Source organism: Planktothrix pseudagardhii, from assembly GCF_904830925.1.
Lineage (GTDB): Bacteria > Cyanobacteriota > Cyanobacteriia > Cyanobacteriales > Microcoleaceae > Planktothrix > Planktothrix tepida.
Window position 1 is genome coordinate 5,369,015 of sequence record NZ_LR882967.1, and the last position, 13,988, is coordinate 5,383,002.

15 protein-coding genes are annotated in these 13,988 nt (G+C 38.3%); 8 read left to right on the plus strand and 7 right to left on the minus strand.

All coding sequences use genetic code 11. The features are described 5' to 3' along the window. Positions 1-29 precede the first annotated feature (29 nt). Positions 30-980, minus strand: a complete 951-nt coding sequence (locus tag NMK36_RS23190) for an ABC transporter ATP-binding protein (RefSeq protein WP_072718275.1) — start codon at positions 978-980, stop codon at positions 30-32. Between the two features lie 203 nt (positions 981-1,183). Here NMK36_RS23190 and NMK36_RS23195 point away from each other — a divergent pair, with 203 nt between their 5' ends. Next, positions 1,184-1,444 carry a hypothetical protein gene (locus NMK36_RS23195; RefSeq protein ID WP_072718274.1) on the plus strand — a complete coding sequence of 87 codons (261 nt, stop codon included), beginning with the start codon at positions 1,184-1,186 and terminating at the stop codon, positions 1,442-1,444. 141 nt (positions 1,445-1,585) lie between these two features. Here the strand turns inward: NMK36_RS23195 and NMK36_RS23200 are convergent, their stop codons facing one another. After that, on the minus strand, positions 1,586-1,756 hold the full coding sequence (locus tag NMK36_RS23200; protein WP_186440309.1) for a hypothetical protein: 171 nt from the start codon (positions 1,754-1,756) through the stop codon (positions 1,586-1,588). A 122-nt stretch (positions 1,757-1,878) separates the two neighbouring features. Between NMK36_RS23200 and NMK36_RS23205 the strand changes: the two genes are divergently transcribed. The 4 genes from NMK36_RS23205 (at position 1,879) to NMK36_RS23220 (ending at position 6,804) form a co-directional block, all read left to right on the plus strand. After that, positions 1,879-2,367 carry a DUF1269 domain-containing protein gene (locus tag NMK36_RS23205; RefSeq protein WP_072718272.1) on the plus strand — a complete coding sequence of 163 codons (489 nt, stop codon included), beginning with the start codon at positions 1,879-1,881 and terminating at the stop codon, positions 2,365-2,367. A gap of 252 nt (positions 2,368-2,619) precedes the next feature. Further along, positions 2,620-4,308 (plus strand): NAD(P)H-quinone oxidoreductase subunit 4, encoded by a 1,689-nt coding sequence (locus tag NMK36_RS23210; protein WP_072718271.1) that lies wholly within the window; start codon positions 2,620-2,622, stop codon positions 4,306-4,308. A 209-nt stretch (positions 4,309-4,517) separates the two neighbouring features. After that, on the plus strand, positions 4,518-5,726 hold the full coding sequence (locus tag NMK36_RS23215; protein ID WP_254174719.1) for a sugar ABC transporter substrate-binding protein: 1,209 nt from the start codon (positions 4,518-4,520) through the stop codon (positions 5,724-5,726). A gap of 13 nt (positions 5,727-5,739) precedes the next feature. Beyond that, positions 5,740-6,804 (plus strand): mechanosensitive ion channel family protein, encoded by a 1,065-nt coding sequence (locus NMK36_RS23220; RefSeq protein WP_254174720.1) that lies wholly within the window; start codon positions 5,740-5,742, stop codon positions 6,802-6,804. Positions 6,805-6,857: 53 nt separating this feature from the next. On the opposite strand, the gene NMK36_RS23225 is transcribed toward NMK36_RS23220, so the two are convergent. The 4 genes from NMK36_RS23225 to NMK36_RS23240 all read right to left on the minus strand — a co-directional run bounded on the left by NMK36_RS23225 (position 6,858) and on the right by NMK36_RS23240 (position 9,768). Beyond that, a complete protein-coding gene (locus tag NMK36_RS23225; RefSeq protein ID WP_254174721.1) occupies positions 6,858-7,616 on the minus strand; it encodes a M28 family peptidase in 759 nt (252 codons plus the stop codon). Further along, positions 7,610-9,103, minus strand: a complete 1,494-nt coding sequence (locus tag NMK36_RS23230; protein WP_254173932.1) for an IS5 family transposase — start codon at positions 9,101-9,103, stop codon at positions 7,610-7,612. The genes NMK36_RS23225 and NMK36_RS23230 overlap by 7 nt, the downstream gene beginning before the upstream one ends. A 107-nt stretch (positions 9,104-9,210) precedes the next feature. Beyond that, positions 9,211-9,363, minus strand: a complete 153-nt coding sequence (locus tag NMK36_RS23235; protein ID WP_254174722.1) for a hypothetical protein — start codon at positions 9,361-9,363, stop codon at positions 9,211-9,213. Positions 9,364-9,534: 171 nt separating this feature from the next. Continuing rightward, entirely contained in the window at positions 9,535-9,768 is a 234-nt protein-coding gene (locus NMK36_RS23240; RefSeq protein ID WP_072718267.1) for a hypothetical protein, read from the minus strand. A gap of 483 nt (positions 9,769-10,251) precedes the next feature. Here NMK36_RS23240 and scpB point away from each other — a divergent pair, with 483 nt between their 5' ends. The 3 genes from scpB (at position 10,252) to NMK36_RS23255 (ending at position 13,353) form a co-directional block, all read left to right on the plus strand. Next, a complete protein-coding gene (scpB, locus tag NMK36_RS23245; protein ID WP_254174723.1) occupies positions 10,252-10,779 on the plus strand; it encodes an SMC-Scp complex subunit ScpB in 528 nt (175 codons plus the stop codon). A 112-nt stretch (positions 10,780-10,891) separates the two neighbouring features. After that, the gene (locus NMK36_RS23250) at positions 10,892-11,860 is read left to right on the plus strand and encodes a glycosyltransferase family 4 protein (RefSeq protein WP_254174724.1); all 969 of its coding nucleotides are present in this window, start codon (positions 10,892-10,894) and stop codon (positions 11,858-11,860) included. A gap of 47 nt (positions 11,861-11,907) precedes the next feature. After that, positions 11,908-13,353: a class I SAM-dependent methyltransferase gene (locus tag NMK36_RS23255; protein ID WP_254174725.1), complete on the plus strand. Its 1,446-nt coding sequence runs from the start codon at positions 11,908-11,910 to the stop codon at positions 13,351-13,353. 130 nt (positions 13,354-13,483) lie between these two features. Here the strand turns inward: NMK36_RS23255 and NMK36_RS23260 are convergent, their stop codons facing one another. Then, entirely contained in the window at positions 13,484-13,972 is a 489-nt protein-coding gene (locus NMK36_RS23260; RefSeq protein ID WP_367997220.1) for a putative sugar O-methyltransferase, read from the minus strand. Positions 13,973-13,988: the final 16 nt, after the last annotated feature.

The window sequence follows — 13,988 nt, forward strand, 5'->3', positions numbered from 1 at the left end:
CTGAATAAAGTTGAACGGAGGGAGTTATTCTAAGACGCTTGTTTATGTCCGAGTTTTAAGAAAATCGATTCTAAATTTTCTTGAACTCGATGAAATTCGCTTAAGGGAATTTGGGCTTTAATTAGCGATCGCAATAAAATAGCAGCGTCTTTTTCTGTTCCCGAAAAGTGAACTTTAACTTGTAGATTCCCTGGTAAAATTTCCCAACTTTGAACCGCAGGATGATTTTTCAGTTCAACGATGAGTGTATCCAGTTTACCCAATGTGGATATAAAAATATACGGGATACTTAACCGTTTATATAACTCTCCAATGGATGCACTTTCGACTAAATACCCCAATTCCATAATCCCAATACAGGTACAAAAATCCTCTAAATCGCTTAAAACATGGGAGGAAATCACAATGGTCATTCCGGCTTCATGTAAAGCTTTAATAATCTCCCGAAACTGCATTCGAGCAATGGGATCTAAACCCGATACGGGTTCATCCAGAAAAAGTAATAAAGGTTCATGAATAATCGTGCGACCTAAGCTCAAACGTTGTTTCATTCCCCGTGACAAGGTGGAAATTAAACTATTGCGTTTATGGGTTAACTGCACAATTTCCAGAACTTCATATAATCGTTGAGTCCGTCGAGGTTCTCGTAAATAATACAACCGAGCAAAATAATCCAAATAATCCCAAACGGTGAGATCATCATACAGAGGAAAATCATCGGGTAAATAACCCAAACGTTGTTTAATTTTGGGGTTAGTATGATCCCGTGATAACGCCTCTCCGTTAATATAAATTTCCCCCATTGTGGGTTCTTCGACGGTGGCTAACATCCGCAATAAAGTTGTTTTTCCGGCTCCATTAGGCCCAATGAGTCCGTAGACTTCACCCATTGCGATTTGTAAATCTAAATCATTAACCGCAAAGTGGCGTTCAAATCGTTTGGTCAGTCCACGAGTTTGAATGGCAAGGTCTTTTGTCATAGGGGTAGGGATGAAAGGGGTGTGGAGTTGTAACTTAGACTTCCCCTACAACAAGCTCTAGCCGATTTTCGGACACAAATCTTAATCATTGAAGTTTTTGTTCAAGATCGTTTAGACTAATCCCTATCTTTACCGAGGTCATTAATTGAGCAGAATCAGTTTTGATCGAATTGATTTTTACTAAATTTTGGAGCTATCTATCTATGTTAATTAAAACTTATCCTTATTTTTCTAATTCTATTTCTTATCACTGCTTTATTCAAGTTCCCTCTGCTTCTCCAACAGTTCCACCGAATGCCATGTTGATTGATAAAAAAGGTCAAGATTTAGTAGAGATTGGGGCTGTTTTATTGGCAATTTCCCTAATTTTAGTTATAAAACTTATTAGTAAAAAAGTAGAATATGCCCTAATTTTTGCAGCAATTTTAACGGCTATTTTAGTTCCTCTTTTATGGTTTTTGTAACTTCAAGCATCATAAACTAACGGTCAATCTTTGATAATTATCCTCATGATTAAAATCAAAAGGATAATTATCATTCCCAAGCTAATACCAATCCGCAGTCAACCTAAATTCTAGTGACAAACTCCAGTAAACGTTTGACCACTATATTGTATTGTCATCAATGACAGAGGTATAAAAGTATATTTTATGACCTTGATTCGTCATTCCTTTGGCAACACAGATAATGCCATCACCCAAATTAGGAGAAGCTGAGGCGATTTGGACTGCAATGCTAGGAAATAGAAATACTGTTCCTATCGCTACAGCGCTCAATTTGTTAAGAATATTTAACATACGCTCGGTAATTGTTGAATAGATCGACGCAAATTCAGGTATTATTATATCATGACAAATTAGCGAATTATTCTTGAACATCAAGATAGGAATTTAAAATTATGGCCACACTAACTGTTTGGAAATTTCATACCGCCGAAGGTGCTGAAGCTGCACTCGCCAAGTTAGTTCAACTTCAAAAAGAGTATTTAGTTGAAATTCAAGATGCTGCTGTTGTTACTTGGCCAACAGGTCGAAAAAAACCTAAAACTATTCAAGCCTTTGATTTAGTGGGAGCCGGAATGTTAGGCGGTGCATTTTGGGGAATGTTATTTGGCTTAATATTTTTTATGCCTGTTATTGGAGTCGCCATTGGAACCTTAGTCGGAGCACTTTCCGGTCAATTTAGCGATTATGGCATTAATGACGACTTTATTAAAAGTGTACGTGAACAAGTAACTGAAGGAACCTCTGCTTTGTTTTTACTCACGGGTAAAGTCACGATAGACAAAGTAGAAGATGCCTTCAAAGATATGGATAAAGGTGAATTGATTCAATCTAATTTATCCTCAGAACAAGAAGAAAAATTGCGGGAGCATTTTGGCGAATAATCAGAGTTTTGGGAAAAGCTTAATTCAACCTTAACCTCGAATCAATCCGATTCTATTTGAGAATTTTTCGCCTTTGAATAGGGAAATCATCAAATGGAATCGGATTTTATCTTAGCGATTGATTAAAATCTATGCAAAGCCAGGATTAATAGACTTTAATCAATTGTTATCTCCGGTAAAAATTTATATACAAATCGTTACAAAGTTTAGTACAATGAAATCATTCACAGATAAGTATTTGTTCTTACTGTCATGATGGCGGATCAATTTCCCTGGCTTACCACGATTGTCCTGCTCCCACTCGTAGCTTCCCTGCTCATTCCTGTCTTGCCTGATCAAAACGGTAAACAGTTGCGCTGGTATGCCCTCGGTGTAGGCATCGCGGACTTATTATTAATGTGCTATGTCTTCTGGAAGTATTACGATGCGAGCAGTGCAAATTTCCAACTCGTGGAAAAATTTGCCTGGGCGCCTCAATTGGGTTTGAACTGGGCCGTTTCAGTAGACGGTCTTTCCCTTCCCCTCGTACTTCTAGCAGGATTAGTTACAACTCTATCTATTTTTGCAGCATGGCAGGTTGATCAAAAACCGCGTCTGTTCTACTTCCTGATGTTGGTGCTGTATTCGGCCCAAATTGGGGTATTCGTTGCCCAAGACTTACTACTCCTATTTATTGTCTGGGAACTGGAATTAATTCCGGTGTATTTGTTGGTTTCTATCTGGGGCGGGCCAAAACGTCGCTACGCCGCTACTAAATTTTTATTGTATACGGCCGCTGCTTCCTTATTTATCTTAGTAGCTGCCTTAGCAATGGCGTTCTATGGCGGTGGCCCCTTAACCTTCGATATGGTGGAACTGGGTCTGAAGGATTATCCCCTCACCCTAGAACTGTTGATGTATGCCGGGTTATTAATTGCCTTTGGCTTAAAACTGGCTGTTTTCCCCCTGCACACTTGGCTCCCGGATGCTCACGGGGAAGCTTCTGCTCCGGTTTCAATGATTCTGGCTGGAGTGCTGTTAAAAATGGGCGGATATGGTTTGATTCGGGTCAACATGGAAATGCTACCCGATGCCCATATCTACTTTGCACCCGTTCTAGCGATTTTAGGCGTTGTCAATATTGTGTATGGTGGCTTAAACTCCTTTGGCCAATCCAATATGAAGCGTCGCCTCGCCTACTCCTCGGTGTCTCACATGGGATTTGTGCTGTTAGGAATTGCTTCCTTTACCGATATTGGCGTGAGTGGAGCATTATTACAAATGATCTCTCACGGTTTAATCTCGGCGGTGCTGTTCTTCCTAGCGGGTGTTACCTACGACCGGACTCATACCTTGGCTTTGGATGAAATGGGCTATATCGGTAAAGCGATGCCGAAAGTGTTTGCTCTGTTTACAGCCGGAGCAATGGCATCTCTGGCATTACCCGGTATGAGTGGCTTTGCGAGTGAAGTCTTAGTGTTTATCGGTATCACAACTAGCGATATCTATAGCTCGACCTTCCGGGTTGTGATTGTGGCTTTGGCTGGTGTGGGATTAATTCTCACCCCGATTTATTTATTGTCAATGCTGCGTCAACTGTTCTATGCAACGGGTGAAGCGCCTGTTTGTATGCTGGGTGATACCGGTTTACAAAATTCGGGTGAGGAAGAAGCGGTTTGTTTTGGAACCAGTTGTGTGTTACCAACGGAAGCCACCTTTAGTGATGCAAGACCCCGTGAGGTCTTTATTGCTGCTAGTTTCCTGGTACTGATTGTGGGAATTGGGTTATATCCTAAACTGGTCACGAAGGTTTATGATGTCAAAACCGTTGCCCTCAATAGTCAGGTACGGGATTCTTATATTCAAGTGGCAAAAGCAAATCCTGATTTATATGCCAAAGGATTCTTAGCTCCTCGCATTGCTAAACCCGAAGTGGCTTCGGTTTCAGGAATGTTTAAATAACATTTGCATTTTAATCTAATCAAAATAGCGATCGCTTTTATTCAAAAAGGCGATCGTTTGTTTTTGGTATAGCATGGAATCGGGAATAAATTAACAGATCAGGCATTTCAGGATATAATCAATCGCTGAAGGATTGGCCATTATTTTTTATGTTCAACCCATAATTCGTTTGAGGTTGAGCAATCTAACCAAGAGAACAGGTAAACCCAGTGCGTTATCGTTTTTTTAAGTTAATTATCTTAATTTTTCTTTTCCTGACCAGTTGTAGTCTTAAGGGTTCGGAGAAGATTATTGCGTCTCAGGAACAACCCGTTCAGGGACAGATTTTAGTTTGGCATTCCTTTGAAGGCAAAATCAAGGACATGATCCAACAGTCTTTTAATGATTATAGACAACTGTATCCTAATGTCAGGATTGTTAGTGAATATATTCCGGCTGATCAATTAGAGCAGCAGTTTCGTAAACAAGTCAATCAAGGTTTAGGGCCTGATTTTCTATTTACCACCTCTGGGGTAATTCCAAGTTTGATTCACGATAATTTGATTCCGGTGATTGACGATTTTGACTTTTCGAGTTACCTGCCTACAGCCATGAGTCATGTTCGCTATCAAGGAAAAATTTATGGTATCCCCACTTCTGTGATGACTCAAGTTCTTTGCTATAACAAAAAGAAAGTTAAGTCTCCTCCTAAAACCTTAACAGAACTTCTACAACAAGCAAAAGCCGGTTATTCAGTGGGAATTTGGTCTACCTTTATCACCACCTTTTGGGGGGTGCAAGTTTTTGGGGGAAAATCCTTTAATGCCGAAGGTGATTTTATTTTTGATAAAAACAGTTGGGCAAAATGGATGGAGTGGCTAAAAAACGCCCAATCTGAACCCAATATGATTTTTACCGATAGTATTGATGTCTTACAACAAGCCTTTACCAATCAACGATTAGCCTATGTGTTTTGTGATTCTTCTCAGTTTGTAGACTATGAACAAGCTTTAGGAAAAGATAACTTGGGTATCACCATATTACCAGGGGAAGAGAACAATCCCGCAGCGCCTCTTCTTTATTCCCGTGTCATTTTGTTTAATCGGATGTCTAGTCCTGAACAACAACAGTTATCCCAACAATTAGCTCAATTTTTTACAAATCGGGAACAGATTCGCAAGCGGTTAATGATACTCCGAGGTTCTTTTATTCCGGCTTATCAAGTTCATATTAATAGTCGTTTGTTTCCATTAGAAGCGATATTAGTCCAGCAAGCTAAAACCGCCATCGCCATTCCCCTAGACCAAGTGCAATCGGCTCGTGTTTGGGCGAAAGAGGGCAGTAGTTTATATCCCCAAGTATTAGCGGGAAGCATCACTCCTGAAAATGCTGCTCAAAAAATTTCAGAAACCGTTAATCAGAAATTGAGTCAACCCTAAAATAAAATTTGATATGTATAATCAACCCGATTTAACATTTATTTTTGATCAAATTACTAAACTCTTGATTTTTTTGGCTCGTTCTCCAGTGCAGATTCAATTGGGGATGATTTTGATCTCAATTTTATTGAGTCATGGCTTATCCTATTGGGTAAGACAAAAAATTCAACAGCAATTTAAACAACTGACAATTACTCTAAATAAAGCTCTAAAAGAAGAAACAACATTACCTCTTTATTGGTGTGGATTATGCTTGATTCCCGATCTGGTTGGCAGGGGATTTAACTTAATTATATTAACTTTAGTTCGGAATTTATTAACGACTCAAGGATGGATATCAGGACTCCTAAGTACCGCCATCCAGCTTTTATGGGTTTATCTATTCTATCGGGTCTTTTCAATCGGATTATGTTTATTTGTTCCCATTCACCGGGTTAAAGAGTACAAATTCTATTTTTTTAGACCGATATTTATTTTATATGTTTTGAGAGAAATTTTAAGTTTATTTTTAGATGTCAATCAACTGATGCAAAAAGAGATTTTTAGTGATTTAATTAGTGGAATCCTATTACTGTTTGAAGGCTCGTTACGACCCGGAGATATTATTGAAATTGGAGGAGAGTCCAGTGAAGTCAAAAAAGTCAGTATCCGCGCCACAACGGTACAAGTGATGAAAGATAATTCAGAAAAAATTATTCCCAATCAACTGTTATTTACTCAGGAACTCAAAACGATGACAGGTAGTGATCGGCGAGTACGAAAGTCTTTAATTGTGGGAGCGAGTTATGATTGTAATCCTCAACAAGTGATCGATATTTTATTAAAAATTGTTGATGAACATCCTGAAGTTTTAAATGATCCGGCTCCTTCAGTGAATTTGATTAATTTTGGAGAATCTAGTTTGGATTTTGAGATTGCTGTTTGGTTAGCAACTCCCATCGGAGGTAAACGAATTATGAGTGAAATTTCTTGTGAAATTTGGAAAACTTTTGCTGAGAACAATATTGAAATTCCTTATCCTCAACGGGATTTACATATTCGGAGTGATATTAGAAACGAAGATTCCTTAAAAACCTAGACTACTGAAATTTTAATAATAAAACTTCGTCTTTTATAGGTCATTTCTCAAATTTAAACCCGCCGTAAACCAACAATTAAACCTTGACAAACTCCCGTGAGAAAATCTAAATCTAAAGTTTCTAGGGTATCTGTAGATTTGTGATAATGGGGATTTCTTAAATTTGCTGTATCTGTCACCATAATTGCTGAATATCCTAAATCCCAAAAGGGAACATGATCACTGCGTCGGGTATCAGGAACCATCATTCCTCGGTTGGGAACCGGAAGCCATTCACAAGGCGTTTTGGTTTGGCGAATTCCGCGACTCATATTAATTAAATCAGGAATTGTTTTTAAATTGCCAATTAACGCAATATAATCGCCAGAATTCGGATAAAAATATTTTAATCCAGGGGGATAAAGTTGAGAATTCGGGTTAGAATTACAATACCCTAACATTTCCAACGAGAGCATTAAACGAATGAGTTTGTTTTGCTGTTTTAAACGTTGAGCATAATGTTGACTCCCAATAAAACCATATTCTTCTAAATCAAACGCCACACACTGAACCGGATATTTGAGGGGATGTTCCGCAATGCTTCTGGCTAATTCTAATAAAACCGCAACGCCAGTAGCATTATCATCAGCACCCGGACACCCTGGAACAGCATCATAATGGGCACTAATTAGAATAATAGAATCTTTTGATTTTGATAAAGCGGGTAAATTTAGAATTAAATTTTGATGGGTTCTTCCAGTTTGTTGAAACTCATCTGTAATTAGGGCTTGCTGAAAAAGTAACAGAAAAGCAAAAGAATGATTAACTAGCAAATGGAGTCAGAAGGATAAATAAGTTTTTTTTGAGATAAGGAGTTAACAGATAAATTCTGGTAATCAATAACTCGAAAAAAGTAATTGAACAAAAAAATTGACCTAAAAATCCGTCTAAGAATCACAGAGAGATTCATGACTAAAAAAGTAATAGCAATTGCTGTTTCGGAAGTATGAGCTAGTTTATTCATAATCCGATTCAGGCTAAATCTTCTTTTCCCTTGGCCAAATTTCCCCTCAATGGAATTCCGAATTTTTTCATCCTCTAACGCCTGTTTCTTAGTAGCTTTACTAAGATTTGCTGACGGTCTCCCTAATGGGAGGCCACTGATTCTAATTCCTCTGTCTTTACACCAAGCTCGGTTGTCTCTAGTCCGGTAAATTTTATCTACATGGACTGATTCAGGATAATGCCCCGTGTATTCTTTAAAAGCCTCTATTTGTGTTTTTAAATCACAGGATTCGTTAAAATTATCCCAACTAATCCGGTCAAGAAATACATATTCATCCAGACAACTCGCAGACAATTTAGCACCAAATTCTACTGACGTTCCGGCTTTACCTCGCACAATCGGACGAATATGAGGTTGGCTCAAACTGACGATTCTATCGGAAATGCTCTGTTTGTTATTCTCATACATCCATTGCTGTTGACGGTAAACTTCTGATATTACTAATAAACTCTTATATTGCTTGTTATTTAAGCAATCTAGCGTTGCTCCATTGTCGATGAGTTGGTCTATATGTCCTAAGTTTCGTTTAATATATTGCAGTTGTTTTTTAACTGCTTTTCGTCTTTTTTGTCGGGAAGGTCGGCGTTGTTTGGCTACTTCTAGGTAGTCTTTTCTGGCTGTTTTTCGATAAGTTCTTGGTTTCTTTTCTGATTTATCCTGACGACTTTTATGCAAACTATCAATGATTTTTTCTGTCTGTTCTCTGGCTTTATTTAAAATTTTTAAGTCTGTTGGATATGTGATATCCGCAGGTGCACAAGTCGCATCAGCTATTAATTTTCCTCGGTTTTTCCTCTCACTTCCCTCTTCAGCTTCTGATTGATTTTCTGAGGCTGGCTCGGAACTCGCCTCTCGCATTCTTTTGACCATTAACCGATTAACTTTATTCACTAAATTTACATTGATTCTCGTCCGAAAGTGCACTAACATTGAGGCATCAAATGGAGCTTCGTTCCTGTATTCTGACAACCCGATAAAATACTGCAAGTAGGGATTTTCTTTGATTTGTTCTACTGTTTCTCGGTCGCTTATCCCTAATTTTTCTTTAATGATTAAGGCTCCTAATGCCATTCTAAATGTTTTGGCGGGTGCTCCCATCACAGATGAGAATAATTCTGCATATTCCACTTCAAATTCTTCCCACGGTATCCATTGAGCCATGATTACCCAGCGATTCTCTTCTGAGAGTTTTCCCTCAAATGGCAGTTTGAACTCTTCGGGTGGTGTTTTCTGTTGTTCGTCTTTACGGTACATTTTCCCCAACTCCTGCCAGGTTTTTGCGCTATTTTACACCCATCCCTTGCACCTGATTCATTTTTTCTTGTCTTCTCCTCCCGCCTGTTCTGGCTTTTCGCCTTTTTTCAGCAAGCCCTAATTACAGTTCCCCATTGTTGGAGTTGCTGACGAATATATTCTCGGACATAAAAATGACCCTCCGAAGCTAGGTAAGGGTCACGTTCCCGAATCATCTGTTGTAGATGTTGAGTTAATTGGGTTTTTAAATGAAACTGCATTCAATTATCTTAAAGAAGGTTTTTCTTTAGATTTATTTTAACATGAATTGGAAAAAATGAGCTTGAGCAACTTAGTAAAAACGAATTGATTTTAAGAGACAATCATAAACAATTTTTATCATAGTTTCCTCTCCTATCCCAAGAATCATTGATTAGGATGAGAGATAAGAATTATCCGATATTATCTCTTAAACGAACTCTAGGATCTTTGCCATCTTGTACCCCCTGAAATTCAGTATCCACTCGATCCCATAAGTAAATAAAAGGTAAAGTTGCTAAGGTACAGGATTTCCAATGACTTTGAACGGGAGCATGAAACATTTGACAAATTCCCCCCCGTCGCCCTTCTGGCTTATAATACCGACAATTGCGACAATTTGAGGGAACTGTATTTTCCCTGGTCATTTTGAACTCTCCCAAATCCTATATAAATTCAATTGTCTATGATTGATGCCTTTTACTTTGTTGTCTAACTTACAATTACTCTATATTTTTGTTAAGTTTAATGAAGCTTAGTCTTGAAGGAAAAATCTTTATTAAGACGGTTGACAAAAATGCCCTTTTCTACAGGGAAGCGATCTAATAGAATTTCGTTAAAAAAGATACAAAAATTCTCTCATGACCCACCAATCTTCGTCAACCTTAACCAGAAATTAAAGTTCTACCCTGATCCCTGTCGAGGTTGGTGGTAAAATTGTCCACAGTTTCCTGAAGTTAAAATTAAAAATTACCAAGTTTTGAATCAGATTGATTTGATTGAATTTTTCTGGAGTCAACAAAAATTGGAACCCATCAAAGCCAAGCCCTTAAAAGTTGACGGTTTACAGATAACTGTGTACAGTCAACAGTTAGGGACTCCAAACCGTGATCTGTCATCTGTTTTTGAACATGAGTTTATTGGCGAAAATTGAAGCAATTTTGTACTTAAAAGGTCAACCCCTTTCCATTGGAGGACTAGCAGAATTAGCCCGGTGCGATCGCAAAGAAGTTGAAGAAGCACTCATTCAACTCATGTCTGACTATGCCCATCGAGATAGTGCTTTAGAAGTGGTAGAAACCGACTCTGGATATACCCTGCAACTCCGAGAAGCCTATATGGAGTTAATGCACACCTTAGTCGCCCCAGAGTTAGGAGTAGGTGCGTTAAGAACTTTAGCAGCCATCGCCCTGAATGGAGGGATTACGCAAACAGATTTAGTTGAATTAAGAGGATCAGGAGCCTATCAACAGGTTCAGGAATTGGTGGAATTGGGATTTGTTCACAAACGCAAACAACCCAACGCCCGCTCCTATTGGCTACAAGTTACGAAAAAATTTCATCAGTATTTCCAGGTCGATCAGCTTCCCAAGCAATTATCTTTGAATTTTGCCGAGGATTTACCCCTGGATTTACCCCTAGATTCGACCGTGCAGTAGTATTGACACGGGTTGGGGGTAACAATTTCTTGATCAATTGCACCTAAAGATGGTATTTATTCATTAATCATACATCTTTTACACTGCGGATTTTTCCAGAGGATATTTTGTAATGAGAATTGCTCTTGTTGCTTGGGGTTACATTCCGGTTCCACCCTTATCAAATTCTATTTATACTTTAATGAACGAGTATAAATTTTTTTTAAATGAACTGGGATATGAAGTTGATTTTATAGATGAGAAAGATGTTGATCAGGCAATTGATCAGATCAACAATAGTAATTTTGATTTTGTACATTTACACGCTTGCGATTTTGTTGGTGAATTCAATAAAAAACTGAAACAGAAATATTGTTTTACCTGCCAATATGGTTATTTGTTGAAAGAAAATAAATGGGAGGAAAACTTTCGACAAGCTTTTAAACCTTATATAGATGCGCCAGGTATAATTGCTGCTTCTCATGAAACAAAAGAGTTTTTCCTAAACAAAGGATACTCTGGGTTTATGAGAATGCAACCGAATGGTATTGATACACAGAAAATTAATTTTAAGGAAAGAGGCAATAATAAAGCCATTTGTTTAGGTTGGATTCAACCCAGAAAGCGGCAGAGATTATTGGCAGAAATTGTAGAGGGAAAGTTATCCTTAGATTTTGTTGGCCCCTTGGATGATCCTGATTTTCAAGAAGGGAACACAACTCAATATTTAGGAATTTGGAGTTTACAACAGGTGTATACCCATCTCACTGATTATAATTGTTTAGTTCTTATTAGTGATGGAGAAGTTGCCCCTTTAGTTATCCTTGAAGCTTTAGCAGCAGGCTTATGTGTGGTTATTTCTGAATCAGCGAGTGCTAATTTACACAAAAAAGAATTTATTAAAGTTTTACCTGATGACATTCTAACGAATGTGACCCCAGAAAATCAGGAAATTGTCACGGAAGCCATTCAGGAAATGATCGAAAAAAATCAAGAGTATCGTCAAGAAATTGTAGAATATGTCAAAGACAACTTTGATTTTAGTCGCCTGATTAAAAACTATATTAGAATCATTGACGAATTTACCAGTTTTTACTATTAAAGACTAGGTTGGTTAAGTCATTTAAACCCGAACATGAAAGGAAAAAGATGAATAAAGAAACCGTAGAATTTATTGATAGAGACTTGTTAGCAGAGGGCGATTATGTTTCACCTGGTTTGGAAATCATCAAACCTGATCAATGTTTTCCCAATATGATTGTTCAAGATACCAGTGCATCGGATTGGCCCTATCTCAGACGGGATATTCCCCATAACTGGTATGTAGATCAAAGAGAGAAATCTGTGGGATTTCTCAATCGAGATGAAGCCCATATTCTTTATAATACCGCCCTAAAATTTAGAGGTAAAAGAGCCTTAGAAATTGGCTGTTGGTATGGTTGGTCAGCTTGTCATCTGGCGTTGGCCGGAGTCGAATTAGACGTGATTGATCCGCTCTTAGCCAAACCTGATATTTATGATAGTGTCACTCATTCTTTGCAATCGGCGGGTGTGCTTGAAAGCGTTAATTTAGTCAGTGGTTATAGTCCTGACGCAGTAGCGGAGTTAGCCGAACAACAACAGCGTAAGTGGTCGCTATTTTTTATTGATGGTTCTCATGATGATCCCAATCCACTTCATGATGCTATGATCTGCGAACAATACGCTGAAAACGATGCTTTAATTTTGTTCCATGACTTAAATTCTCCTGATGTTTCTCAAGGCTTAGATTACTTAAAACAACAGGGATGGAATACAATGGTCTATCAAACCATGCAAATTATGGGAGTGGCTTGGCGGGGAAATATTGAACCCGTTCAACATCAACCAGATCCCAAGATTAACTGGTATTTACCTAACCATTTACACTCCTATTCGGTCAGTCAATTTCCCCCAGAAGTTGCCGATGAATTTTTAGAACTTGTTAATGCTATTAGAGAATTTACCTTATTAGGTGAAGCCCGTTTATTTTCCTTATATTCTTTAGCGAAAAAAGTTTGTTTGGAAGATATTCCGGGTAACTTTGTGGAATGTGGAAGCTGCAAAGGGGGATCAGGTGCGTTGTTAGCTTGGGTGATTAAACGTTACAGTCGCCGCCCCCGTTTACTTTATGCCTTTGATACCTTTGAAGGAATGCCCGAACCCACAACCGTTGATATTCACGAAGGAATACCCGCCAACCTTACTGGGGCTGGAGTGGGCGCTTTAAAAGCACCAATGGCAGAAAATATCCAATTAATTTGTCAAAAATTAGAGATTCAAGATATTGTGATTCCTGTTAAGGGGTTATTTGCTCAAACCTTGCCCCAATATCAGTCTAAAATTGGGAATATTGCTTTTTTGCACGCAGATGGAGACTGGTATGAATCCACAATGGATATTTTTAATACCCTCTACGATCAGGTCGTTCCTCATGGTAAAATTCAGGTAGATGATTATGGGTATTGGGACGGCTGCAAGAAAGCCTTACATGATTTTGAACAGTCAAGACAAGAACAATTTAACTTACACTTGATTGATTACACAGCCGTCTGGTTTACAAAAGGTGAACAGTAATTCGTCAATTGAGTAGGATGAACTTGAACAGCTTGCAATTCCAAATTCAGAAACCATAGGTCAGGTACAAAACACAATAAAAATAAGGGTTCGCAAGAACCCTAACCCTACCCTACAGAAAAATGTGAGTTTACCAAACCAAAGTACAATCTTTAGGGTGTAAGATGCCAACTTCGGGCTTGACTCTGATTTGGGGCAGGATTTCAATCAACTCTTCTTTTGTGTAAGAATTAAAATCTTCTGGGTTAATTTCATTGTATGTAATATAGCCTCTTTTGGCAGACAAAAGCACTTTTTCTAAATACACTTGTTGTACTTCTCGTCTAATCTCCGTAAAGGCATAATTGCTAATCACAAGATCATAACTGTCTTTGCGTAATTCATTCATAGTCTTATAGATCAGCGTCGTGTTTAATGGGAAATGGTCTAAATACCGTTGCGCGAGTAGGAGAACAGGTTTCAAATCAACTAATGTATAGCTTTTAACATGAAAATAACTACTGATAATTCTGCACAGACCTCCATAACCCACTCCAATTTCACATATATTGCAGTTGTCTAAGTAGGTAGGCAGGAAGAAACGAAAGTATGTAAAGATAAATGAAGAGAGAGAAGAAATCTACCGAGGTCATGAA